Genomic DNA, 22,201 nt, shown 5'->3' with positions numbered 1-22,201 from the left:
GTATGAGCAAAAAAACAGCATATGAAAAGCCGAAGGCGCAGGTGTTGTCCTTTCGGCTGGAAGAAGAACTGATGAGCGGAGGTGCAGATCTGAATTTGACCTCCGACCCAACTGTCGGTGGCGGAGCCGGTGTCATACCGTTTTCCAATGATGATGCTTTGAACGACAAGAGCTCTTACCAGCTGGACTGATCATGCTCTGTCAAGTAGCGGAACTTCTGGTGGAAATCCCGGCGGCGGACGGTATGGACCGCCGCTGCCGGGACTACCGGACGGAATTTGACCTCCCGGCGGACATTGTGATCCGCCGGGAGGGTTACCGTCCCGAAGTCTGGCCCACGCTGAGCGAGGACTATATGGCCTACATGGAGTCCGGCATCCAGTTCTATCTTGGGCTGCTGGGCTTTCATGGCCTGATGCTCCACGCCTCGGCGGTGGAGTATGAGGGACGGGCCTACCTGTTTTCCGGCCCCTGTGGGGCGGGGAAATCCACCCGTACCCGGCTGTGGCGAGACCAATTCGGCGCGGTGATTTTCAATGACGACAAACCGGCACTCCGCCGCATGGAGGAGGGCTGGTATGCCTATGGCACGCCCTGGTGCGGCAAGGACGGCATTAACCAGAACCGGAAGGTACCCCTGGGTGGGATCTGCTTCCTTCAGCGGGACGATGCTAACATCCAGATCCATCCCATGGAGACGCTGGAAGCCATCCGAAGCCTGATGAGCCAGACCCTCTATCAGCTCTGGCCCCGGCAGATGGACCGGCTGCTTCCTCTGGTGGAAGGGCTGGTGACCGAGATCCCTATTTTTGAAATGAGCGGCCCGCCCAATGAGGAGACGGCCGCACTGTGCCGGGATACTATGACCCGGGCGGCAAAGGAGCGGTTTGGATGAGACTCAAAGAAGGCTTTATGCTCCGACAGGTGGCCGGCAGCTGGGTAGTCGTACCCGCCGGCCGTGCCTGCGTGGACTTTGATGGGATGATCAGCCTCAATGACTCGGGGGCCCTGTTGTGGCGGACCCTGGAGCAGGGGGGCGGCCGAGCGGAACTGATTGCTGCCCTCACCGACACCTATGAGGTGGATCCGGTCCAGGCGGAGCAAGATTTGGATGAATTTCTGGAAATTCTGCGTCAGGCCAACTGCCTGACGGAATGACCCGGCGCGTTCCGCGCCGCGGGATGGGCCGGAGAGACTCCGGCCTGTCCCGGTACGCGGAACAAACATAGAAAACACAGGAGGTCGTGCTATGAAGAAAGCAGTTTCTATGGCGCTTACCGCGGCGCTGCTTGCGGTTCCTGCAACTACCATGCCTGCGGCGGCGTACAGCAGTACCCAGCAGAATACGGCAGAGGCACTGAATCACTTGGAACTGTTTCTGGGAACCGGCTCCGGTTTTGAACTGGACCGCCAGATGACCCGCGTGGAAGGCGTCACCATGCTGGTGCGTATGCTGGGCCTGGAGGACGAGGCCGATAAGGCGCCCGCTCATCCCTTCCAGGATGTGGACGACTGGGCGGACGATTACGTCAGCTGTGCCTGGTCCGAGGGACTGAGCAACGGCGTGTCCAGTATCCGCTTTGGCAGCACCATGGAGCTGTCGGAGACCATGTTCCTCACCATGACGCTGCGGGCTCTGGGCTATGAGGACAGCGGCGAGGCAGCTGATTTTACCTGGGACAAGCCGTATGCGCTGGCCAAGCAGGTTGGACTGACCGATGCCGATTCGGATAACGGCACCTTTACCCGGGGCGACGCGGTAGAGGTATTCTGGAACGCTCTGTCCGCCGACATGGAAGATGTGGATAAGACGCTGTCCGATCAGCTGATTGAAGACGGGGTCTTTACCAGTGCAGAACTGGCTGAGGCCCGCAAGATTCAGAAGGGTGAGTCCATTTCCACCGGCGGCAGCAGCGGCAGTGGCGGTGGAAGCACCGGCGGCAATACCGGCGGTACCACCACGCCGGACAAGGCCCCGGAGGACTATACCTGGGAGGAGTACCAGGCCATGACTCCGGCAGAGCAGGAGGCACTGTATTACCGCTTTGGCAGCGTTTCCGACTTCTATACCTGGTACAATGCGGCCAAAGAGGAGTATGAGGAGTCCCAGAATGTAATCGAGATCGGCCCTGGTGAATCTGTGGATCTGGGCGATCTGCTGGGACAGTAAGGGGATTTGGAGTGGATCGCATCATCTCAATGGCGGACCTTTCTCCCCTGCTGGAGGAAGTCATATGCTCCGGCGGGCAGGCGGAACTGACTGCCACCGGCCGCAGTATGCGACCCATGCTGTGGGACGGGAAAAGCAAGGTGCGCCTTGCCCCGGCAGAATGTCTACGCCGCGGGGATGTGCTCCTTTACCGGCGGCCCTCAGGTGCGTATGTACTCCATCGGATCACCGCTGTAACCCAAACCGGCTGTACCTGCTGCGGAGATGCCCAGTGCATTCTGGAGCGGGGTGTAGGACGGGACTGTGTGATTGCCAAAATGCTGGCCTTTACCTGGCGAGGCCGCTGGGTGGATTGCACCAGCCCTGTCTATGGCCTGTACTGGAGATTCTGGCTGGCTGTGCGGCCGGTCCGGCGGCTGGTGAGCGGGGTGTATCGTCGGCTGCGGCGCATCGTGGGGAGGAGGAAGGATCGTGTGTCAGACCTCCCGTAAGCAGCTCAAGGAGTTGCTGAAGCCCTGGCGGCGGAAAGGTGTTGTGCTGAGTATATTGACCGCGCTGTCTTCTGGGCTGCTGGTGGCATTGGCACTGGTGAGCCAAAAGGTGCTGGACAGCGCCATGGGACTAGGAGGGCGTTTTGCACTCTGGTGCGTGGCGTTGGGCCTGCTGGCAATAGGGATTCCGGTGCTGAACGGGATCACCAATGCCTGGTCAGAGCGCCTGACAGATCAGGGCCTGCTGCTGCTCCAGCAAATCAGTATGCAGCGGCTGGGCAAAAAGGACTGCGCCGGTCTGGAGCAGTATCATAGCGGCCATATTTTCAGCCGTCTGGTTGGCGACTGCCGTATGCTGTGTCAGCGCTACACCGTGATTTTTCCGGCCACCGTGGGCCAGCTGATCCGGCTGGGCGGGGCGCTGATTGCGCTGGCGGTGCTGGCTCCCATGATTACGGGAGTGGTGCTGGCAGCGGGCTGCCTGGCAATAGCGGTAGCCAGCGTGCTCCGTGGCTATCTGAAGCGGAAACACAAGGCTGTGCTGGCCAGCGGAGACCGGCTGACCTCTGAATTACAGGAGAGCCTGGAACACCTGGAACTGCGCCGCAGTGCGGTGGACCCCGCAGAGGGAGCCCACCGCCTGAGTACATACCAGGAGTGCTGGCGACAGGACCGGGCGCGGCTGCGCCTGGTGACCATAGGAGGAAGCACGGGATTTTCTGTGCTTGTCCAGCTGGCATCCGCAGCCCTTTTGATCTGGGGCGGCGTGGCCATTGGCACCGGGCGGCTCACCTTCGGCGGCATGACGGCACTGCTTCAGCTGGCCAATCTCTTTCGCACACCTGTCGCGGGCCTGAGCGGCTTGCACAGCCGGCTTGCGGCTGTGGATGCGGCGGAGGACCGTGTATTGGAGCTGTGGGACCTGGCGGACGAACCGGACGGAGAGTGCCCGCCGGAGGGGGCTGTGTGCAAGGCCATACACATTCGTAATGTGACCTTCTGCTACCCGGGGGAGGAACGACCGGTCTTCCAAAATCTGAGTGCCAGCGTGGATCTGAGCGGATGGACCTGCCTGACCGGCAGTTCCGGCCGCGGAAAGAGTACTTTGTACCGCTTGATTCTTGGGCTCTATCGTCCCCAGGAGGGAGAAATCGTGCTGGAGACCGATCAGGGATGCTTTCCCTGTTCCGCAGCCACCAGACACCTGTTTTCTCTGGTGCCTCAGACGCCGGTGCTGTTTTCCGGGACCCTGCGGGAGAACCTCCTGCTGGCTTGCCCCCACGCAACCGAGGCGGAGCTGCAAGGGGCGCTGAAACTGGCGCAGTGCGGTTTTGTGGACAGCCTGCCTCAGAAGCTGGATACGCTGGTAGGCGAAGGCGGGGAAGGACTTTCTGTAGGCCAGCGGCAGCGGATCACCATTGCCCGGGCGCTCCTCTCCGGCGCGCAGGTCCTTTTGCTGGATGAGAGCACATCCGCCCTGGACCGGGATACGGAGATGCAGGTGTGGAACAGTCTGACAGCCCGTTGGCCCGTTGCAATTGCAGCCACACACCGGCAGGATGTGTTCAAGGAGATCCCAGTCCGGCATCTGAATTTGAACGCCTCATATTGAATATGACAAATTTGTTAAAACACTGGAAAATACTCCAGAAATGGTTTATCATATGAGTAAGTTTCTTTTGAGTGGATACTCAAATGAAGGAGGACAGAAATTATGAAGAGGAAAATGTGGAAGCGTCTGGCATCCCTGGCGCTGGCGACAGTTTTGACCGTCGGACTGATTCCTGGTGCTCAGGCTGCGGCGGATTACAGCGGTGCAGTTCTGGAGATTGAAGGTTCTGCTACCGGTGCGAATGGGCAGTATGATGTGAGCTACTCTGCTTCATTGAAGATTTTGAATGAAACCAGTGAAATTGTGGCTCTGGTCAATACCGCTCGCGTGAATGAGAATTGGTTGGAATCTCTGCGGTTTACCTGCTATCTGGAAGATGCCCTCCTCAAAGATGCCCTGACGGAGAGCGATCTTGAGGGTGTTTCTCTCGAAATTACCGGAACCAATAACTATGAGGCAGTCAGCACCAACCCTGTGAAGACTGAAAATGGCGTCAGTGCTACATATCAGCTGACAGAGGGTGCGGTGGAAAGACTGAGTGATTCCACGCTCAGCGCGGAAGGGGTTGCTGACATTCTGGCTGAGGAAATGAACATTGCCTTTACCGGAACGCTCACCAACAGCGAAGTGTGGAATGCCGTTGGCGGTGACAACAGCATCCCTACCACCGGCTATATTCTCGTTACATATGATGAGAGCATGGCTGAAGACAATGGATTTACTGCTGGCACATCTGTGCGCGTGGCAGAGGCTGTCTGCACCACCACCATCTATCCTATCGCCAGCAGCGGTGGTTCTTCCAGCCCCACCTATCCCGTTGAGACCGAGGACACCTCCAACGGCGAAGTAAAGACCACTCCTACCCGCGCCTCCAAGGGAACCTTGGTAACGATCACCGTTACTCCTAAGGCCGGCTATGAAGTTGCCACTCTGAGCGTCATAGACGAGGACGGCAATGAAGTGAAGGTTACGGATAAGGGCAACGGCAAGTACACCTTTACCATGCCTGCCTCCGAGGTGAGCGTAAACGTCACCTTTGCTGAGATTTCGGACGATATGCCCTTTGTGGATGTGGCGGAGAATGATTGGTTCTATGACGCCGTGTACTATGTTTATGATAGCGGTCTGATGGAAGGCACCTCCTCCACTACGTTTGCCCCCATGCTCACCACCACCCGCAGCATGGTGACCACCATCCTGTGGCGGGCCGAGGGACAGCCCCAGACGGACAACACCGTGTCCTATCCCGACGTGGAGGCGGATACCTGGTATACTGAGGCTATCTGCTGGGGTACCGAGGAAGGGATCGTAAAGGGTTACGGCGATGGCAACTTTGGACCCAATGACCTGATCACCCGTGAGCAGTTTGCTACTATCCTGTATCGCTATGCCCAGTACAAGGGCTATGATGTGAGTGCTTCCGATGACCTGAGCGCGTTCCCGGATGCGGATCAGACCGGCTCCTGGGCTGTGGATGCTGTGAAGTGGGCAGTGGGTTCCGGCCTGTTGAATGGTAAGGATGGCGGCCTTCTGGATCCTCTGGGCGTTGCATCCCGGGCTGAAGTGGCCACTATACTGATGCGTTTTATGGAGAATATCGCTGAATGAGAAGTGCTTGCTGAAGCGAGCAGCAAATAGACTCTCATGAAAAAATAGTGAAGGAACGCTGTATAGTGTTCCTTCACTATTTTTGTTCAGCTACGCTGCTATGGTTCAGGGAGCGGTTGCTTCAGCAGCGATGCAGCCAGGCCGCCAAGAGCGCAGCCGATGGTGTTGTGAAGTAAGCGTAAAAACAGTCGGCGGCTTGTCAGGGTAAAATGGCTCTGCCAAACTATAAGAGTCTGAGGAAGTGCATGGTAGTACAAGGTAGTACCAGAGAGTATTCAAGACTCTGAGATAGTGAGGTGCAGGCATGGAGCAAATGGAGAGTTTACAGAGAGCCAATCAACAACACCGGTTAGCGGAATGGAGCCGACGTGTGGAGGCCTGCCGGAGCAGCGGGCTGCCGGTAGGTCAATGGTGCCAGGAAAATGGGATAGCGGTATCCACCTATTTCTCCTGTCACCGCCGGAGTAAAATAGACCTATACGCCGGGCAAAAATTGACCCACGCCTAAAGACCGGCTATCTTAAAAGTGTGTGCAATACTTTTAAGGGAGATGGCCGAATGATTAGGAGTGGGCTGATACTAATGATAAAAGAATTAGCAGGAAAAGGCAAGAGTGCATATTCCATTGGGCGTGAAATTGGAGTATCGAAAAACACTGTCCGGAAGTACATAACACAGCCAGCGCAGCCGCATGGCTTGAAGGGGGTTAGAAAAGGCTCCAAGCTGGACCCTTACAAACCACAGTTGGACATCTGGATGCAGCAAGGTATTTTCAACTGTGTGGTGCTGCTGGAGCGGCTGCGGGCACTGGGATATGATGGCGGGATGAGTATCCTGAAAGAATATGTACATCCGTACCGGCCAGCGAAGTCCGCGCCGGCGGTGCGGCGCTATGAGACACCCAGCGGCAAGCAGGCACAAATGGATTGGGGTATCTGTCAGTATCGGGACCAAAGCGGGGCCCTGCACAAAGTGGCTGTTTTTGTGATGATATTAGGATATTCTCGTACCAAGTACATTGAGTTTGTAAGCCGCTGTGACCTGCGTAGCATGGAACGGTGTATGCTGAACGCATTTCTGTATTTCGGGGGTGTGCCTAAGGAAGTCCTGACCGACAACATGAAGACAGTTGTCGCAGGGCGTGAGGCTGGCAAGGTGATTTGGAATACCCAATTCTCTGACTTTGCGGTAGAGGTGGGCTTTCTGCCAAAGGTCTGTCGGGTCAGGAAGCCGCAGACTAAGGGGAAAGTAGAGCGTCTGGTCCGGTATGTGAAAGAGAACTTCTTCCCCGGCCGCAAGTTCACTGACCTGGAAGATCTGAACCAGCAGGCGCAGCTCTGGTGTAAAACGGTGGACTCCAAGCCCCATGGTACCACCGGTAAGGTCCCATTGCAGGTGCTGCCTGCGGAAGAACTGCTTCCATTACCCGCTCAGGAGATTCAGGACCGCTACCGCTGGGAGAGACGTACCGTAACCAGAGAAGGATTGGTGAGCTTTGACGGGATCCGTTATGGTGTACCATGGCAGTACAGCGGCAAGGAGGTCCAGGTACGGTTGTGCAGCGGCTCTTTGGAAATCTATGACGGAGAGATGCTTTTAGCCAGGCACCAGGTCCAGTACCATGCCGGAAAAATCATATGGCTTCCCGGACAGTACAAAGGCCTGGCAGAGCACAAAGGGATTGCCGCACCGTATCCGGCAGCCCAGCAGCAGGATCTCCAGGTGGAAGTACGGCCCCTGCAGTTCTATGACCGTTTGTTAGGAGGATCTGCACATGGTTGAATTAGAACATGCCAGAGCCCTTCTGGAACAAATGGGGCTGCAGACTGCGGCTCAACTTCTGGATGCTCAGTTGGAGCAATCCCTCCACGCACAGCAGACTTATGTGCAGTTTCTCAATGAACTGCTTTCTTCTGAACAGCAGCAACGCCAGCGAAAGAGCCGGGAGACCCGGCTGAAGTTGGCCAGGCTGCCCCACCGCAAGGGCCTGGAGGACTTTGACTTTGCGTTCCAGCCCAGCATTGACAAACGGCAGGTAGAGGAGCTGGGTACGCTGGCCTTCGTTGCCCGGGAGGAAAATGTCATCCTGCTGGGACCCCCTGGGGTGGGCAAAACCCACCTGGCTGTTGGCCTGGCACTCAAGGCGTTGGACGCCGGTATGGTGGTTTATTACACCACCCTCTCTCACCTCATTACGGATTTGAAGAAAGCTCAGCTGCAGGGACGCCTGGAACGCAGGTGGCGGGTCTACCTGCGTCCGGCTGTACTGGTGATTGACGAGGTTGGGTACATGCAGCTGGACCGCCAGGAGGCTGAGCTGCTGTTCCGTCTGATCTCGGAACGGTATGAGCACGGCAGTATCATCTTGACCAGCAATAAGTATTTCAGCGATTGGGGGGAACTGCTCAGCGACAACATTCTGGCCACTGCGCTGCTGGACCGACTGCTCCACCACGCCCATGTGGTGAATATCCGCGGCCAGACTTACCGGCTGAGGGAACGGTGGAAGGCCGGTGTCCAGCCGGTTCCACCAGCTGAGCTTCCGGCGGACAACTGACCGGCTGACAGAGTTCCGGCGTAAATAACCGGCTCTATGTTTCCGGCGTTTGGGTCATTTTCTGGCCGGCGTTTTAGATTTTTTACCGTCCGGCGTTGACATCGGGTCAAGTAAATGTAGGCGGTTAACCTTGATAGTATCAGTCTAGAAAGGTAAATTTACTTAGTAGTTTTCAAACTTCTGCGTTTAGACACTGGAATATAGCATCTTAATTAAATATAGGTATACTAAATAAATGGAGACACAGTAGTTATGTAGCATCTATTCCGGTGTCGGATGCTCATATAGCTACTGTGTTTCCATTATAAACTAAATTTATTTTGTAGAGGGGGTCAATATGTTATGACTGAGCAGGCTCCAGATAGAAAGACATTTAATAAGAAAATATTGATACCAATAGCCATAGCCGCTGTAGTTTTGATAGCTATTTTAGCAATCATCATGGTGGCTAAGTATGGTAATACTGGAGTTGACGATGGAAGAACAAATTCAGAGATAGCAGAGGACTTATCACCTTATCTTCCAAACTATACAAAGGGAGAAATTGAGGAGATATTGGATACTGATTTGACTGATGAGCAAAAAGACTATACTAGTCAGATGATTGGGTCCATATCTATGCCAGATCCAGATGATATAGATATAGCTGAAGATGGTACAATGACATATCAAGATGGTAATGGAAACATTGTAGTAAAAGAACCAAATGAAGAATTGCTCAATATGACAGAGGATGAGCTTAAAGCTAAAAGTGATAAAATAGATCAATACTTGCAAGCTATAATTGATGGAGATTATAGTGGAGTAGATGACTCCATGGCTAGCTATGATGAGCCTGATCCAGAGGAAGGAAATACAGTTGATAACTCTCAAACAATGGAAGAGTTGGCACAATCTATAGCAGAATCTAGAGGAGAGGAATCAGCAGAGCAGTAAGAACTTGGAGGTGAAACTTAATGAAAATAGGTAAAAGGCTAATAGCTTTTATGCTTGTCATACTGACTCTGGCCACTGTTTCTATTAATTCTATAAATTTAGCATATGCTGATGGTGGTGCTGGTGACGGTGCTGGTAACATAAGTGGTTCTGGTGGTTCAAAGTCTGGTACATGGAGTTCTGACAGAACAGGTATAAGAGTCTATGTGGTGGATAAATCAGGAAACTTAATGTCAAATATTGTTGACATTATATCTGATACTAAGATACCACAATATAAAACAGCAGCCTGTTTTGGTACAAGAGGTATAGGGCATACTCAGATATATAATGCAGGAAGCATAAAAGCTAATGAATTATATGATAGCACAGCTAATATGATTGGTACAAAGACTACTGACGTTATTATAACGACAGCAGATGATGTAGGTTTAACAGGGAATGGTATGCCAATACAGGATTATAAAAATAAGGTTTTTACTACTAGTGGTGAAACACTTAAAAACTATATGTTAGGTTCTAGCGGAAATCCTTGGAGAGGTGGTAACTCTGGAGGTGGCGGAGGAACCACCGGAAACGTAGAGGAAGATAACAATATAGGAGAGGCAGTAAACAGTTTAACAGCCGCTCTTCAATCTAGAGTTGATGCTTACACAAAAGCTGGTTATGAGCACTCTGCTATAGTGGTTATGATTGGTGAAGATATAATTAGCATAACTAATGATTTAGTATCTGCTACAAATTCTGTAGGAGAGCCAATGTTTAGCCAGGACGAAATTTCAGTGATGGTATCAGCTATGTATGACTTTAAGAAGAAGTATGAAGCTGGCCAGACTCAAACAATGGGGTTAGATTTACCAAGTAATTTGCTAACTGCTGGTTTAACAGTGGATGTAGCTTATGCTGACGAAAATACAGATGGAATTCAGCTATCTCCATTATATGATGATGGATACTTAATAGACTTAATGGACTTCGTAATACCAAATACTAGTGTTCCATTGTTTGACTTCAACGCAGCTTCAGGTATAAAAAAGTCTGACTGGGCAATAAATCCTGAAAACAATAATCCATCATTTATAGCTACTTGTGCTCAACATGGATACATAGTATTTATGGAGCCATTGTTCTATAGCCGATTAAATGATAGAAATGGATATGCTTCTACATTTATGTTCTATGGCACAATTAGTAACTACGGAAAATTTATAAACGATAAAAACTTAAATCAAGGTTGGAGTAACGGTGACGATGTAGGTGGTAACCTTGACAGAGCTTTGCATAAATCTTTAGCCTGGTCAATGTATACAGAGAATGACCTTCAGTTAGAAGGCAAGGCACCTATTACACGAGGAACTAAACATCCTAATTTTAATGACGAAATACCTAATGGAAATTTAAACAATTCTCAGTGGTGGGGTTTTGGATTACACTACTACATACTGTCAGCTGGAGAGTCTAGTACTCATACTTATGATAGCCATAATTATCCAATAACTGATCCTGGGCCTCATGGAGATAATCCAAACTATAAAGAGCACCCAGCACCTGATCCAAAGACAGACCCATGCACATCTGATAAAATAAACAGTCTATTAGATAAACTACATTATAGGATAGTAAAGGTATATGACCAGGAAGTACTGTATGCATCTATTGATGAAAATGGAGAACTCACTCTTACTAAGGGTACTGAGCACGTATCCACTCATGTAAGAGAGCAAACACTTCCAAAGATAGAAGTACAAGATGAAATGCCAGAGTACAGAATGGTTGAGTGGAAATACACTTATGACCAATATGTCCCAGTAACAGAGGGTGGAACAGAGAGTACAAAGTGGGAAGATGAGCCAATAGCAGGCAGGACAGTTGTTAATAGTGATATAGCCGCTTGATATACTCCATTTGCAGATGGAGTATATTTTTTTGTTAGGAGTGAGATGAACATGATAAACAACCTGTACGTGGTTCAGCGGGGGCAGCAGTATGCCATATTCACGCCTCAGGGCATACAGATCGGTCTTCTGTTCTTGGGACAGGATGGCCAGTACGCCAAGGACGTGGCGGCTCTTGGCCCGATCACCAAGGCACTGGCAAAGCGTTGGGGCGTAAATCCAAAGGACTAAAGACACCCGACCAGGGGGGCAGCACACCATGCTGTTCCCCTACTTTTTATACTTTTTCAAGCACTTTTTTTGATACGTAAGTTAGGCTAGTTGTAATGATGTATTTGACCTGTTTTATAAATTTGCTGTTTGAGTTGCTGGAAAAGCAAGAACAGGCAGAGGGCTAGTTGAGATCGAGAAAGATACACGCACTATTAAATACGCGGATGGGTTGATGGTTTATCTAGGATGTTTCAATAAAAAAAGACACAAGAGATGATACAGACAACGATAAATCTTATTGTTTGAAGGTATTTGTAAGAAAAATATCTAGGTCAAGACGAAAAAGAGGGAGTAGAGAATTTTTCCTTGTGAGAGTAGGTAAAATGGGTGGATATTTAAAATGGAAAGATTAAGTGGGAGAAGTTAGAAAAAATAAGAGTCCTACATGGAATAGGCTAGTTGAGAATGTGGGCGGGAAATGTTCCAAATGTTCCAAGTGCCTGAAATGACACAGATAAAAGCATAAACGCTCAGACCTGTTTCATTGAACTGAACTATCGTATAGGGCTTGAATGAGTTTATTGGGTTCTTCCCTATGCTGGATAATCGTCTAATTACAAGGGAGATATTCTGGCTATTCTCGCCGCTGACACCCATATTTCATGGCGTTATAATGTTCAAAAATTAGATCGTGTATGAAAGGACTTAGTATTTAAGCAGTTTTGTATTCCATGGTGAAAGACATATCTAGGGAGGTTTTTACCATGGATCGCATTTATACAGGGGTGCTTTTCAACAAGAAGAAACATGAAGAAATTAAACAACTTCAGCGGATTGATGTTGGCCGTTTAGTTGAAATTCAGGCCAAACTGCTCCGTGACACCTATAAAGTGGAGTGCCTGGACGCAAAGCAGTTGCAGGCTGTCCTCAATGTCGGGGAGAGCAATGTCTACGACTGGCTGAAGAAGTGCCGCTTTGTGCGGACAATAGGCCGCCGCAAAGTGGTGCCAATTATAGCGGTTGCCAATTATTTAGTTACCGGAATTTGTTAAGGAGGGCATAAAAATGAGTAAGAGTAAGAAAATTGTTAGACGGCCAAACGGTGAGGGCAGCGTTTACCGGATGAAAGACGGGCGGTACGGTGCGGCTTACAGTCTTGGCAAAGATGAAGGCGGCAAGCGGCTCCGTCATGTGGAGACAGGTAAAACGGAGCAAGAAGCCCTGGACAAAATGCACCTCTGGCTCAGTAAGAATGGGTACTTAGAGGAGGAAAAGGTGGTTATTAACGGACAGACCACTGTGGAGGAATTTGTGGAGGAGTTCAAAAAATATGGTTTGAAGGACAGCGGCATTTCTGATGTGACCTATGATAACTACTGTAATATGTTGCGTCCCTTTGCTTCTGCTTTTACTGGGTGGCATATAGGTGAGATAGACACTGACGAGATAAACAAGTTTTTTGCTCGTATGTCAAATGAAACGGTAAATGGGCATTATCAGTATGGGCAGACGAGCTTAAAACGCACTGCATATTTGGTCGGCAGAATGTTTAAGAGGGCTGTTCGTAAGAACTATCTGCCACATAATCCAATGGACAATGGTGAGTTCAAAAAGCCTAAGGCAAAAAAGGTTTCTAAGGAAATTACGGCTTTAGCTGCTGATGAACTGTCCGATATCATGTCTGCATTGAAACAGCATGACACAATATATCCTGTTGTAAATGTTATGATTCATACAGGTATGAGAACACAGGAGGCATTAGCGCTTAAATGGGGAGATATAGATTTTGAAAGTGCTTGTATTAGCATTAGCCGTGCCCTTACAAAAAAGATGGTGTTTGATGAACACGGCAATCGAACATCTGCGGAAACAGTAGTTGGCTTGCCGAAAACTAAGGCGGGTACAAGAGAAATTCTTGTACCTGATAGTTTAATTGAGTATCTGATGGAGTGGAGAAAAAAAGCACCTACAGTTAGCAAAACAAAAACCTCTGATGAAGATTTTGTTTTTGGAACGGTTAAGGGGCCATCGTGGACTTGTGACGGCTTCCGAACTGCTCTTAATCGTTATTTGAAGAAGTCAGGAACTGGAGTGGATAGGTTACGGCCTCACCGTCTGCGGCACACCGCTGCAACCTTGTTAAGTAATCAGCCTGATGCTACGGTCTTTCATGTTATGCAACTATTGGGCCATGAGGATAGTCGTATGGCTCAGAAGTATGTAGATAAACAGAGAGAAGAGAGGGCAAAAAAGAATAAAGAGATGTTGGAGCAGATTTCAAAAGGGTTAGTCTTTTAAATGGCTAATTGGGGGTGGCTCCCGATTTGGCTAAAATTTATCTAATTAAAGTGAATGGGATTTGGGTAGCATAGTTTAGTTTTGATGTGGCATTTTTGCTTTTTTGGTGGTACATAAAGTAATGTTGAAATTGGGGTAAAATTCAAATTATTTCCATGGCATTCAAGAGGTCAGCGGTTCGATCCCGCTTATCTCCACCAACTCGAGAGAGTGAAAAAAGACTTGAAACTACGGTTTTAAGTCTTTTTTGTTCTGAAAAATATAAAAATGAGGAATTTTCAATTTTGCTGCGTTCCTTGCGTATTGGACTGATATATGCTACCATTACATCATAACTTGACCGTATCAAGCAGTGAAAGGAAGCATAACAATGAAGCAAAGACTGATGTCTATAACACTGGCCTTTTGCCTTGCCCTGGGCCTGACCACTGGCGCTTGGGCAGCGGACGGTTTGTCCGGGCAAAGCTACACCGTATCAGACGGCGTGATCCGCCTGTTTGCGCCCCAGGGATATGAGGGGACAGAAACCATAGCCCTGCCCAGCGACTACTGCGGTCATACGGGCCACTCCGTGACCTGGACGGTTCAAGACGGTAAGGGTATCCTGAAGTAAACCAACTATAATTAAAATACCGCCAACCACTTTAATGCCAATTCGATTAACCTTGTTGTTTTTTATAATTTTATTTGCAAAAACCAATAGTAGCGCACCGACCACTATAATAAAAACAGATACTAACGGATATATGAGTTTTCTCCTTTCAAATTCTGATTTAACTATCTAATCCTCAAAAACCATTGATTTTTCAAGGCTTCACGCCTGTTTTTCATTCAAACCTTATCTGTTTGCCCTTGTTTTTGCCCTTACGAGCCGAAACAAGGGCAACTTTTTATTCCCCGCCGACCACCTTATCCAGCAGCCTTGCGGAAGTGCGCTTCGCTTCCCTTGTAGAGTGAGCGTAGATGTTCATTGTGGTACTGACATCGGAGTGTCCGAGAAGTTCCTGCACATCTTTCGGCTTTGCGCCGCCGGAAAGCAGATTGCTTGTGTAGGTGTGACGGAGCGTGTGGAAATGGAAATCTTCAAGCCCTTTCACTTTCTTCTTTGCCGCCCTGCACATAATCCCTACCGTACTCGGCGCTTCATACGCCCCGTCTGCTCTCAGGCAGACAAAGGAGATTTCCTTGTAATCCTCCGGGACTTCCTCTGTCCTTTGCAGGCTGTAAACCTCATAATAGGTGCGCCCTTTTTCCTTTACTTCTTTGTAGTAGTTCAGGTGATAAAACTCCCCGTAGCGGAAACGGTTTTTGCGCTGTTCTGTTCTCGCCGCCCGCAGGATTGCCGCCAGCGTGTCGCAGAAATCAACGGTGCGGACTTTGCTCCGTTTTGTCGTTCCCACTTCGGTTGTGTGCCTTGTTCCGTTATAGCGCATGCTTCGGCGTACCGTGAGATATTGTTCCTCAAGGTTAATATCCTGCCAAGTCAAGCCGCATACTTCCCCGATACGAAGCCCCGTGTAGTACGCTATCTGCACAGGCAGCAAGGCGGGATTATCTTTTGCCTTGAGAAATTCCTCCAGCTTTTGGAACTGTTCATGGGTGATAGTAGGAATACTGGAAGTATCTTCCTCACTGTCCGAGAAAATATCCGTTTCCTGCTTCCTGCCCCTCAGCTTCACATACTGCATAGGGTTAAAGGTAATCAGTTTTTTCGGGAAAACCGCAAAGCGGAAGGAATTTTGCAACACCGCCGAGAACAGGAGCATATATCCTTTGCTCATGGGCTTTGAAGTTGTCCCGTCCGGGTTTGTCCCACCGTAGCTCAGAAAATCAATGAACGCCTGCAAATGGTCGGCGGTCACGGTTTTCAGCTTGCGTTTGCCAATGGGATATTGCTTGATACGGTTGACCGTTCCCTGATAGGACATGACCGTCCCGTTGCTTAAGTTGCCGGGTTTCAGTTCTTCCTCTACCCACATATCCAGCATATCGCCTACCGTGATGTTTTCCGCTTTCCCGACAAACTGCTTTTCCTCATAGTCCGCTATCGCTTTGCGGAGCATGGCTTCTGTTTCCGCCTTGCTCTCTGTGCCTGCAAACTCTTTCTGCACTTTTCTGCCGCTTTCATCTTCAATATAAAAGCGTCCGTACCACTTTTTGCCTTTCTTTCTTACAGAACCTTTTGCCATAGATAAAAAACTCCTTTCTATCCGTGGCAATCGGGACTGTGACATATGGTGTGCGTAAAGTAATTGTGTCACTTCCGCCAGTGAAAGTCAACTGGCGTCTTTACTTGTCAAGGTGCCACGGAATTTTCTTTTTCGGAAAGCCTTTCTTCGGCTTCCTCCACTATCCCGAAAAGTGCGCCCATCGACATTCTTGTGCGCCCCTCATCGTGGATATGTAAAATCCCGTCTAAAAACCGTTTCATATCCTCAATCGGTACTTCCATCTTCTTGCGGTATACCTGTTCCATGATTGCCCCGGACTCTATGGCGTACCGTCCAAGAGACTCTTTCAGCCCTTTGTCCTCCGCCACACGGTCAACTTCCTCCATAGCATCAGCAAAGTAGCAGGTCATAACCGTATACAGGTCAACCATCTTGCCGAGAAATGTCGTGAGAAGCTGCTGGTGCGGCTCGCCCTTTACTGTATAGGAAACTGTGTCCAGATATTTCCTGATGTGTTCCTCAATATCCCGCTGGCAAAGAGTATAGGTGTCATATTCCTTATCATCGGAAAGACCTGTCAGCCATTCGGGAGTTGTGAGCAACGCTTCCGCAAGACCGTTGATAACCATTGTGCGCTTCGGATCAACTCCGTCCGCTTCATACCGCTGAATGGTGGATTTGTTCACGCCTACACGCCTGCCAAGTTCCGGCATGGTAATGTTTAACTCTGTGCGGCGTTCCTTAATCCTCCTACCGACCTGTTTTGCGGTGAATGTGGTTTCTTTTTTCAAGGTGTTCACCTCCTGACTGGTATCAGTATAACACGCCGATACTTATTTTGCAACCTTTATCTCAATAAAAGTTGTAAATAAACTATGAATGGTTGCAAAATAGGTTGACAAGAGATGGCAGAATAAGTATAATGATAAAACAGTAGTTGCAAAATGAGTATTCTAAAAGGAGGTTGATAGAATGAGCGCAGTCAAAATGGGACTTACCATAGAGGAAGCCGCAGAATGTACGGGTATCGGCAGGAACACCATGCGGAAGCTGGTGGAATGGGGAAAGCTGCCCGTCCTCAAAGTGGGGCGCAAGACCATTATCCGCAGGGACACGCTGGAACGGTTTCTGACGGTCAATCAGGGAAGAAATCTTCTGAAGCCCGATGATGTCCGCAGAGTGGAATGACCATCCATTCTCTTTTCGGAAAGTAACCCTAAGCCCTCGGCGTTTGAGAGCGAAATACACCCCTCGCACAAATCTTCGATTTGTACTCCGGGTATTTCGCCCTTGCAGGGGGCTTCCGTATCAACCGCCTGCGGCGTATGATACGGGGCTGTCACCGCTGCCGCAGCGACAGCCACAACCGTAAACGGTTGCAAAAAAAGGACGCACCTTGACAACAGAAAACGGAGATGATGTATGCCGAGACACAGTTTTATCCAGATGTCAAAACTGCCCAATGTCAAAGGGCGAATATCGTATATTACAAGCCATGCAAGGCAGGAAAATCTCTATGCCACCTACCGCACCGCCGACAGCACCTTTTGGAGCAACCTTGCAAGGGAAAGCCAGCAGGAGTTTCAGCGCAGCGGCACAGAGGGCAAATGTATCGAAGCAAGGGAACTGATTATCGCCTTGCCCGAAATCTATACGCAATACGAGCCGCAGCAGGTACTCACGGACTTTACAGAGGAGTTCCGCAGGCGGTACGGTGTGGAGTGCGTGTCCGCCCTCCACCACAACAAGCGCAAGACAAATTATCATATCCATCTGATTTTCAGCGAGAGGAGGTTGCTCCCCGAACCTGATGTAAAGGTTGCTTCCCGCAGCGTGTTCTTTGACGAGACTGGAAAGCGTGTCCGCACCAAAAAGGAAATCACGGGGGAGGACGGGCAGATACGGAAAGGCTGTACCGTCATCAAAAAAGGCGAGGTATACGAAAGCCATCTGTTTACTACCAAAGATACACGCTTTAAGGGAGAGCCTTTTCTCCGAGAGATAAAGGAAGTGTATACAGAACTTATTAACTGCCATATCTCCGATCCTGAGCAGCACTTAAAGGTATTTGATAAAAACAGCGTCTATCTTCCGGCCAAGAAAATCGGCAAAAATAATCCCAAAGAGGACGAAATCAAAGCCGATAATGCCGCAAGGCAGGAATGGAACAGGACAGCGGATATGGCGTTATTATCAGGTATCTCCGAAGCAAAGATTTTAGAAGTCAAGCAGACAGAGATACACGAAAAGGCGAGCCAGTCTATCAAAAGCAAGGGCTGGCTGCCGGGTCTGTTCCGCAGTATCGTAAACAAGGCTAAGGACTTCCTGCAAAACTTAATCCGTGAACACGATATGCCGCCGAAGCCTGTCCTTGAAATAGATATGGCAGAGTTCCGTACCATGCAAAAGCTGATGATAAAGGCGCAGGATAAGGCGAAAGAAATCCGGCATTTGCAGGATACGGTACTTCCGAAGCTGAAACAACAGCTTGCCGATACAAAAGGGATTTTCAAGGGTAAGGAGCGCAAGGCGCTCACAGAGCAGATACAGCGGACAGAAAAGGAAATCGCTGAAAAGCTGGATAAACTGCCCGATGTTCTGAAAGAGGACGGTTATCCCGATGTGCAGGCGTACATGGCAACCTACCGTAAGGCGGAGGCTGTTGTGGAGCAGTTCAATCGTGACCTTGCCGCATGGGAGCAACAGGTCAGGGAAAAACAGAAACCCGCCAAAAAAGAGCAGGCAAAGCCGCCTGAACGAGAGAGCGTGCTGAAACGCCTGCGTCAGCTTCAGGCGGAGGGTAAGCAGAGAAACCAGCCGAGACAGAGAAAGAAATCCTTTGACAGAGACAGCCGATAGGCACGAAAAACCGCCGCTATGGTATCACCCATGCGGCGGCATACATAAAAATCTTATTTGTGTTCTGCAAGCGTGACTTTCATATCCTGAGCATTGATGCTTGTTTCCTTTTTGCACTTCGGACAGTAGAGAGGGAAGTTTCTTAATTCTGTATCTTCCCGTATCATTGTGCGAGTTTTATTGCCGCAGATAGGGCAATATATCCATTCTGTGGCTTTCATGTTACTTTTCTAATTTCAAGTCTTTTATTTTTTGAGATATTCTCTCAATGACCTGTATAAAACATTCATCACTTTTGCCCGTCGGATCGGGAAGTCCCCAATTATCATCAAACGCTCTACCGATATAGGGACAACCGACATCACACCCCATTGAAATCGCAATATCGGGCGTAGGGATTTTATCAATCGTCTTGCTATACTGGCTTTGCTCCATATCTATCCCATAAAGCTGTTTCATAAGCCGCACAGCGTCCTGATTGATTTGTGATTTTGTTTCTGTTCCGGCAGAATAGAAATCAAACTTATCTCCCGCCAAATGTTTTCCAAGTGCTTCTGCAATCTGACTGCGGCAGGAGTTATGCACACAAATAAAGGCTACCTTTTTCTTATCCATCGTTAAAACCCCAGCTTGTGCAGCAGAGCAACCACATCAGCAGCTTTCAAAACCTTACCCATAGCAACAACCTTTTCGTTGACAACAAGGGCAGGCATACTCATAACACCGTATTCCATTACTTTCTGCATATCGGTAATGTATTCGACCTCTACGGAAAGTCCCATATCCTTTACTGCCTGCTTTGTGTATTCAAATTGTTCGTGACAGGATTTACAACCTGCCAACACTTTGATACAGCAGATTTCTCCCTCTTTCAAATCAGGACAGCAATCGTTTGTAATGCTTTCTGCTTCGCTGGCAGCACAACCGCAGCTACAAGCGCAAGCAGGTGTTTTCTTTTCTTCTTCCTTTTTCTTTCCAAAGTTAAATAATGCCATAATAATAACCTCCTAAAATTAAACAATTAAATATTGTATTGCGTTGAAAAGATAGCCTACAATAATAATACCAGCAGCACATATTCCAATGAAAATACCAAGCAGTTTCGGTTTGACCGCCTTGCGAAGCATAATCATTGAAGGGAGCGAAAGCGTAGTAACGCCCATCATAAAGGAAAGGACAACGCCGAGCAAAGCACCTTTTGCAAGCAGGGCTTCTGCAATCGGAATTGTACCGAAAATATCCGCATACATCGGAATACCGACTATCGTAGCAAGAATTACGCCAAACGGATTATTTTCGCCAAGTGCTTTGACAATAAATTCTTCAGGAATCCAGTTGTGAATGAAAGCACCAATGCCCACGCCGATCAGAACATAAGGAGCAACCTTTTTAGCGGTTTCAACAACCTGTTCCCACGCAAATTTCATACGGTCTTTGAAATGCAGTTCCTCCTGCGGAACATCAATCGAGTGACCGTTTCGGATATATTCTTCCACTTGATTATCGAGGTGCAACTTTTCAATTAGCGTTCCGCCAGCCACAGCGATTACCAAACCGAATATTACATATAAAACAGCAACTTTCCAGCCGAAAATACTCATCAGTAAGACAAGGCTTCCGAGGTCAACCATCGGCGAAGAAATCAAAAAGGAGAATGTAACGCCAAGCGGCAAACCTGCGCTTGTAAACCCGATAAACAACGGAATGGAAGAACACGAGCAAAACGGTGTTACCGTACCGAGCAGAGCGGCGATGATATTCGCCCATATTCCGTGAAATCTGCCGAGTATCTTTTTAGCTCTTTCGGGCGGGAAATAACTTTGAATATACGAGATAATCAAAATCAAAACGCCGAGCAGTACCATAATTTTTATGGTATCATAGATGAAAAACTGAATACTCGCTCCTATTTTACCCGTGGTATCTAAACCGCAAGCGTTCAAAAATGTTTCAATGAGGCGATTCAGCCAGTTCATACCAAGGACTTCATTTTGAAAAAAGTCCCAAATTGTTTTTAGTGTCTCCATAAAAAGCCCCTTTCATATAGTTATATTGAAATATGTCGATTTATCGTCCCGAATATAAGCCGTGCGGAAAAGCAATCAATAAACTTCCTCACTTTTCACAGCACGACTTGTTTTCGCTTTCAACATCAAGTGTTGTCAACTGCCGCAAACATTCTTTTGCCTGCTCCACACCTTTTTCTGAAATAGAATAGTGTGTCCATTTTCCCTCTTTGCGCCCGACAACTATTTCAGCGTCACAAAGAATTTTCATATGGTGGGAAAGCGTAGGCTGCGTGACATTGATTTCTTCTAGCAACTTGCAAGCACATTTTTCACCTGAACGCAGCAGTTTTATAATCCTAATGCGGTTTTCATCACAAAACGCTTTGAAAATTGCCGCAATTCTTTTTTCATCCATCTCTCTCAATCACCTCCTATAGATAAATGTCTATGTGTTATTATATGCAACACATAGAAAAATGTCAATATATTTTTTTGATTTAAGTGAAACAGCGGTAGGAAAACTAAATCCTACCGCTGTCTTCTTATGCAAAGATGATTTCTTTTTCCACAATCTCCTTTGCACACGCCCGTATGTTATTCATTCTCTGTGTCCATTCCAAAGCGTTTTCCGCCTTTAACTGCTCCGTAATACCCTGCACCCGTTTCATCTGCTCTGTGAGCCTTTCCATGCGTTCCTGCGCCTGCCTGTCGATGTCAGCAAGGTAATTGTTCAGTCTGCCGCTTGTGAACAAGGTTATGTAGGTGGCTCGGCGGTATTCTTTCAGATACCGCAAGTGCCGCTGTCCCCACAAACCAATAGGCTGTTCTTTTTCGGCTGGTAAGATAAGACATGGGATATAATAATCTCCTTGCAGTTCATACCACAGACCATTTTTATCATCGTAAATGTACTTGTCCATTGAAAAATCCTCCGTTATAATATATTCGCACATACATCACAGTTCTCCGATTGCCACACTTTGTTATATCTTGTTATGAGATTTTCTTGCCCTTGTATTTGCCCTTATGAGCAATGAGGGAAAGAGTAAACTTGTGTGTAACCGTATAAAGAGATAAGGCAGACACATTGCGATAAATCCTTTATTTTCAAGGCTTTTGGAGGATTTTATTAAAACACTGTAACCTCTGTTGAGAGGTCATAATTTACTGATATTCAAATTCCGATTTGTCTTTTTATACTTATCATTTTACCACAATTCCGAGAGCGTGGAAATAACCTGTTTTTTAACCCGATTTCCTGCCTTGTAGGACTACAATAGATATTGGACAGAAGGATAAAAAAGGATGAAGGATAAGGCCTCATCGGTTATAGTTGGAGTTGCAGACAACAACTTGACGAGAGGGGGCCATATCCTTCATGA

The 22,201-nt window shown here is 48.5% G+C and carries 25 protein-coding genes; 17 read left to right on the top strand and 8 right to left on the bottom strand.

Annotated elements, in window-relative coordinates; translation table 11 throughout:
* Nucleotides 1–2: 2 nt before the first annotated feature.
* The 15 genes from B5F94_RS07860 (at nucleotide 3) to B5F94_RS07795 (ending at nucleotide 14,393) form a co-directional block, all read left to right on the top strand.
* Entirely contained in the window at nucleotides 3–191 is a 189-nt protein-coding gene (locus B5F94_RS07860; protein ID WP_087189271.1) for a hypothetical protein, read from the top strand.
* A gap of 2 nt (nucleotides 192–193) precedes the next feature.
* Nucleotides 194–895, top strand: a complete 702-nt coding sequence (locus tag B5F94_RS07855) for a hypothetical protein (protein ID WP_087329197.1) — start codon at nucleotides 194–196, stop codon at nucleotides 893–895.
* Complete coding sequence (locus B5F94_RS07850) at nucleotides 892–1,158, top strand: PqqD family protein (RefSeq protein ID WP_087329195.1); 267 nt, start codon at nucleotides 892–894, stop codon at nucleotides 1,156–1,158. The genes B5F94_RS07855 and B5F94_RS07850 overlap by 4 nt, the downstream gene beginning before the upstream one ends.
* Nucleotides 1,159–1,249: 91 nt before the next feature.
* Nucleotides 1,250–2,170: a hypothetical protein gene (locus tag B5F94_RS07845; protein ID WP_087329193.1), complete on the top strand. Its 921-nt coding sequence runs from the start codon at nucleotides 1,250–1,252 to the stop codon at nucleotides 2,168–2,170.
* Between the two features lie 11 nt (nucleotides 2,171–2,181).
* The gene (locus B5F94_RS07840; protein WP_143383259.1) at nucleotides 2,182–2,661 is read left to right on the top strand and encodes a hypothetical protein; all 480 of its coding nucleotides are present in this window, start codon (nucleotides 2,182–2,184) and stop codon (nucleotides 2,659–2,661) included.
* Nucleotides 2,642–4,273, top strand: coding sequence for an ABC transporter ATP-binding protein (locus tag B5F94_RS07835; protein ID WP_087329189.1), 1,632 nt, complete (start codon nucleotides 2,642–2,644; stop codon nucleotides 4,271–4,273). The genes B5F94_RS07840 and B5F94_RS07835 overlap by 20 nt, the downstream gene beginning before the upstream one ends.
* A gap of 102 nt (nucleotides 4,274–4,375) precedes the next feature.
* On the top strand, nucleotides 4,376–5,881 hold the full coding sequence (locus tag B5F94_RS07830) for an S-layer homology domain-containing protein (RefSeq protein ID WP_087329188.1): 1,506 nt from the start codon (nucleotides 4,376–4,378) through the stop codon (nucleotides 5,879–5,881).
* 558 nt (nucleotides 5,882–6,439) lie between these two features.
* Complete coding sequence (gene istA / locus B5F94_RS07825) at nucleotides 6,440–7,663, top strand: IS21 family transposase (protein WP_087189599.1); 1,224 nt, start codon at nucleotides 6,440–6,442, stop codon at nucleotides 7,661–7,663.
* Entirely contained in the window at nucleotides 7,656–8,438 is a 783-nt protein-coding gene (gene istB, locus B5F94_RS07820) for an IS21-like element helper ATPase IstB (RefSeq protein ID WP_087189598.1), read from the top strand. Before istA ends, istB begins: the two co-directional genes overlap by 8 nt.
* 342 nt (nucleotides 8,439–8,780) lie before the next feature.
* On the top strand, nucleotides 8,781–9,374 hold the full coding sequence (locus B5F94_RS07815; RefSeq protein ID WP_087329186.1) for a hypothetical protein: 594 nt from the start codon (nucleotides 8,781–8,783) through the stop codon (nucleotides 9,372–9,374).
* Nucleotides 9,375–9,394: 20 nt separating this feature from the next.
* The gene (locus B5F94_RS16190; RefSeq protein ID WP_143383258.1) at nucleotides 9,395–11,269 is read left to right on the top strand and encodes a hypothetical protein; all 1,875 of its coding nucleotides are present in this window, start codon (nucleotides 9,395–9,397) and stop codon (nucleotides 11,267–11,269) included.
* A gap of 51 nt (nucleotides 11,270–11,320) precedes the next feature.
* Nucleotides 11,321–11,500: a hypothetical protein gene (locus B5F94_RS07810; RefSeq protein ID WP_087329184.1), complete on the top strand. Its 180-nt coding sequence runs from the start codon at nucleotides 11,321–11,323 to the stop codon at nucleotides 11,498–11,500.
* Between the two features lie 746 nt (nucleotides 11,501–12,246).
* On the top strand, nucleotides 12,247–12,534 hold the full coding sequence (locus B5F94_RS07805) for a hypothetical protein (RefSeq protein ID WP_087329182.1): 288 nt from the start codon (nucleotides 12,247–12,249) through the stop codon (nucleotides 12,532–12,534).
* A 13-nt stretch (nucleotides 12,535–12,547) separates the two neighbouring features.
* Nucleotides 12,548–13,780 carry a tyrosine-type recombinase/integrase gene (locus B5F94_RS07800; RefSeq protein WP_087329180.1) on the top strand — a complete coding sequence of 411 codons (1,233 nt, stop codon included), beginning with the start codon at nucleotides 12,548–12,550 and terminating at the stop codon, nucleotides 13,778–13,780.
* A gap of 370 nt (nucleotides 13,781–14,150) precedes the next feature.
* The gene (locus tag B5F94_RS07795; protein ID WP_087329178.1) at nucleotides 14,151–14,393 is read left to right on the top strand and encodes a hypothetical protein; all 243 of its coding nucleotides are present in this window, start codon (nucleotides 14,151–14,153) and stop codon (nucleotides 14,391–14,393) included.
* Between the two features lie 277 nt (nucleotides 14,394–14,670).
* Here B5F94_RS07795 and B5F94_RS07790 read toward each other — a convergent pair whose 3' ends face one another.
* Both B5F94_RS07790 and B5F94_RS07785 read right to left on the bottom strand, forming a co-directional pair.
* On the bottom strand, nucleotides 14,671–15,969 hold the full coding sequence (locus B5F94_RS07790) for a tyrosine-type recombinase/integrase (protein ID WP_002586625.1): 1,299 nt from the start codon (nucleotides 15,967–15,969) through the stop codon (nucleotides 14,671–14,673).
* A gap of 107 nt (nucleotides 15,970–16,076) precedes the next feature.
* Nucleotides 16,077–16,751, bottom strand: a complete 675-nt coding sequence (locus B5F94_RS07785; protein ID WP_225363674.1) for a helix-turn-helix domain-containing protein — start codon at nucleotides 16,749–16,751, stop codon at nucleotides 16,077–16,079.
* Between the two features lie 172 nt (nucleotides 16,752–16,923).
* Between B5F94_RS07785 and B5F94_RS07780 the strand changes: the two genes are divergently transcribed.
* Together B5F94_RS07780 and B5F94_RS07775 are read left to right on the top strand one after the other, a co-directional pair.
* The gene (locus tag B5F94_RS07780; RefSeq protein ID WP_002586623.1) at nucleotides 16,924–17,139 is read left to right on the top strand and encodes a helix-turn-helix domain-containing protein; all 216 of its coding nucleotides are present in this window, start codon (nucleotides 16,924–16,926) and stop codon (nucleotides 17,137–17,139) included.
* 234 nt (nucleotides 17,140–17,373) lie between these two features.
* Nucleotides 17,374–18,810: a MobA/MobL family protein gene (locus tag B5F94_RS07775; RefSeq protein WP_002586622.1), complete on the top strand. Its 1,437-nt coding sequence runs from the start codon at nucleotides 17,374–17,376 to the stop codon at nucleotides 18,808–18,810.
* Nucleotides 18,811–18,863: 53 nt separating this feature from the next.
* On the opposite strand, the gene B5F94_RS07770 is transcribed toward B5F94_RS07775, so the two are convergent.
* The 6 genes from B5F94_RS07770 to B5F94_RS07745 all read right to left on the bottom strand — a co-directional run bounded on the left by B5F94_RS07770 (nucleotide 18,864) and on the right by B5F94_RS07745 (nucleotide 21,739).
* The gene (locus tag B5F94_RS07770) at nucleotides 18,864–19,031 is read right to left on the bottom strand and encodes a cysteine-rich KTR domain-containing protein (RefSeq protein WP_074141147.1); all 168 of its coding nucleotides are present in this window, start codon (nucleotides 19,029–19,031) and stop codon (nucleotides 18,864–18,866) included.
* A gap of 1 nt (nucleotide 19,032) precedes the next feature.
* The gene (locus B5F94_RS07765) at nucleotides 19,033–19,425 is read right to left on the bottom strand and encodes an arsenate reductase ArsC (protein WP_002586621.1); all 393 of its coding nucleotides are present in this window, start codon (nucleotides 19,423–19,425) and stop codon (nucleotides 19,033–19,035) included.
* Nucleotides 19,426–19,427: 2 nt separating this feature from the next.
* On the bottom strand, nucleotides 19,428–19,805 hold the full coding sequence (locus B5F94_RS07760; RefSeq protein ID WP_002586620.1) for a thioredoxin family protein: 378 nt from the start codon (nucleotides 19,803–19,805) through the stop codon (nucleotides 19,428–19,430).
* An 18-nt stretch (nucleotides 19,806–19,823) separates the two neighbouring features.
* Nucleotides 19,824–20,837, bottom strand: a complete 1,014-nt coding sequence (locus tag B5F94_RS07755; protein WP_002586619.1) for a permease — start codon at nucleotides 20,835–20,837, stop codon at nucleotides 19,824–19,826.
* 88 nt (nucleotides 20,838–20,925) lie between these two features.
* Nucleotides 20,926–21,234 carry an ArsR/SmtB family transcription factor gene (locus B5F94_RS07750; protein ID WP_002586618.1) on the bottom strand — a complete coding sequence of 103 codons (309 nt, stop codon included), beginning with the start codon at nucleotides 21,232–21,234 and terminating at the stop codon, nucleotides 20,926–20,928.
* Nucleotides 21,235–21,361: 127 nt separating this feature from the next.
* Complete coding sequence (locus B5F94_RS07745) at nucleotides 21,362–21,739, bottom strand: TnpV protein (RefSeq protein ID WP_002586617.1); 378 nt, start codon at nucleotides 21,737–21,739, stop codon at nucleotides 21,362–21,364.
* Nucleotides 21,740–22,201: the final 462 nt, after the last annotated feature.

The organism is Flavonifractor sp. An4 (assembly GCF_002161755.1).
GTDB classification, from domain to species: Bacteria; Bacillota; Clostridia; order Oscillospirales; family Oscillospiraceae; genus Flavonifractor; species Flavonifractor avicola.
Note: the sequence above shows the minus strand (reverse complement) of the source record. Positions and strands in the feature narration are given on the sequence as shown.

Bases quoted from the DNA above. Each gene is read 5' to 3' on its own strand.
- B5F94_RS07860 (WP_087189271.1), top strand. From the start codon at position 3: ATGAGCAAAAAAACAGCATATGAAAAGCCGAAGGCGCAGGTGTTGTCC.
- B5F94_RS07855 (WP_087329197.1), top strand. From the start codon at position 194: ATGCTCTGTCAAGTAGCGGAACTTCTGGTGGAAATCCCGGCGGCGGAC.
- B5F94_RS07850 (WP_087329195.1), top strand. From the start codon at position 892: ATGAGACTCAAAGAAGGCTTTATGCTCCGACAGGTGGCCGGCAGCTGG.
- B5F94_RS07845 (WP_087329193.1), top strand. From the start codon at position 1,250: ATGAAGAAAGCAGTTTCTATGGCGCTTACCGCGGCGCTGCTTGCGGTT.
- B5F94_RS07830 (WP_087329188.1), top strand. From the start codon at position 4,376: ATGAAGAGGAAAATGTGGAAGCGTCTGGCATCCCTGGCGCTGGCGACA.
- istA (WP_087189599.1), top strand. From the start codon at position 6,440: ATGATTAGGAGTGGGCTGATACTAATGATAAAAGAATTAGCAGGAAAA.
- istB (WP_087189598.1), top strand. From the start codon at position 7,656: ATGGTTGAATTAGAACATGCCAGAGCCCTTCTGGAACAAATGGGGCTG.
- B5F94_RS07815 (WP_087329186.1), top strand. From the start codon at position 8,781: ATGACTGAGCAGGCTCCAGATAGAAAGACATTTAATAAGAAAATATTG.
- B5F94_RS16190 (WP_143383258.1), top strand. From the start codon at position 9,395: ATGAAAATAGGTAAAAGGCTAATAGCTTTTATGCTTGTCATACTGACT.
- B5F94_RS07810 (WP_087329184.1), top strand. From the start codon at position 11,321: ATGATAAACAACCTGTACGTGGTTCAGCGGGGGCAGCAGTATGCCATA.
- B5F94_RS07805 (WP_087329182.1), top strand. From the start codon at position 12,247: ATGGATCGCATTTATACAGGGGTGCTTTTCAACAAGAAGAAACATGAA.
- B5F94_RS07800 (WP_087329180.1), top strand. From the start codon at position 12,548: ATGAGTAAGAGTAAGAAAATTGTTAGACGGCCAAACGGTGAGGGCAGC.
- B5F94_RS07795 (WP_087329178.1), top strand. From the start codon at position 14,151: ATGAAGCAAAGACTGATGTCTATAACACTGGCCTTTTGCCTTGCCCTG.
- B5F94_RS07790 (WP_002586625.1), bottom strand. From the start codon at position 15,969: ATGGCAAAAGGTTCTGTAAGAAAGAAAGGCAAAAAGTGGTACGGACGC.
- B5F94_RS07780 (WP_002586623.1), top strand. From the start codon at position 16,924: ATGAGCGCAGTCAAAATGGGACTTACCATAGAGGAAGCCGCAGAATGT.
- B5F94_RS07775 (WP_002586622.1), top strand. From the start codon at position 17,374: ATGCCGAGACACAGTTTTATCCAGATGTCAAAACTGCCCAATGTCAAA.
- B5F94_RS07770 (WP_074141147.1), bottom strand. From the start codon at position 19,031: ATGAAAGCCACAGAATGGATATATTGCCCTATCTGCGGCAATAAAACT.
- B5F94_RS07765 (WP_002586621.1), bottom strand. From the start codon at position 19,425: ATGGATAAGAAAAAGGTAGCCTTTATTTGTGTGCATAACTCCTGCCGC.
- B5F94_RS07760 (WP_002586620.1), bottom strand. From the start codon at position 19,805: ATGGCATTATTTAACTTTGGAAAGAAAAAGGAAGAAGAAAAGAAAACA.
- B5F94_RS07755 (WP_002586619.1), bottom strand. From the start codon at position 20,837: ATGGAGACACTAAAAACAATTTGGGACTTTTTTCAAAATGAAGTCCTT.
- B5F94_RS07750 (WP_002586618.1), bottom strand. From the start codon at position 21,234: ATGGATGAAAAAAGAATTGCGGCAATTTTCAAAGCGTTTTGTGATGAA.
- B5F94_RS07745 (WP_002586617.1), bottom strand. From the start codon at position 21,739: ATGGACAAGTACATTTACGATGATAAAAATGGTCTGTGGTATGAACTG.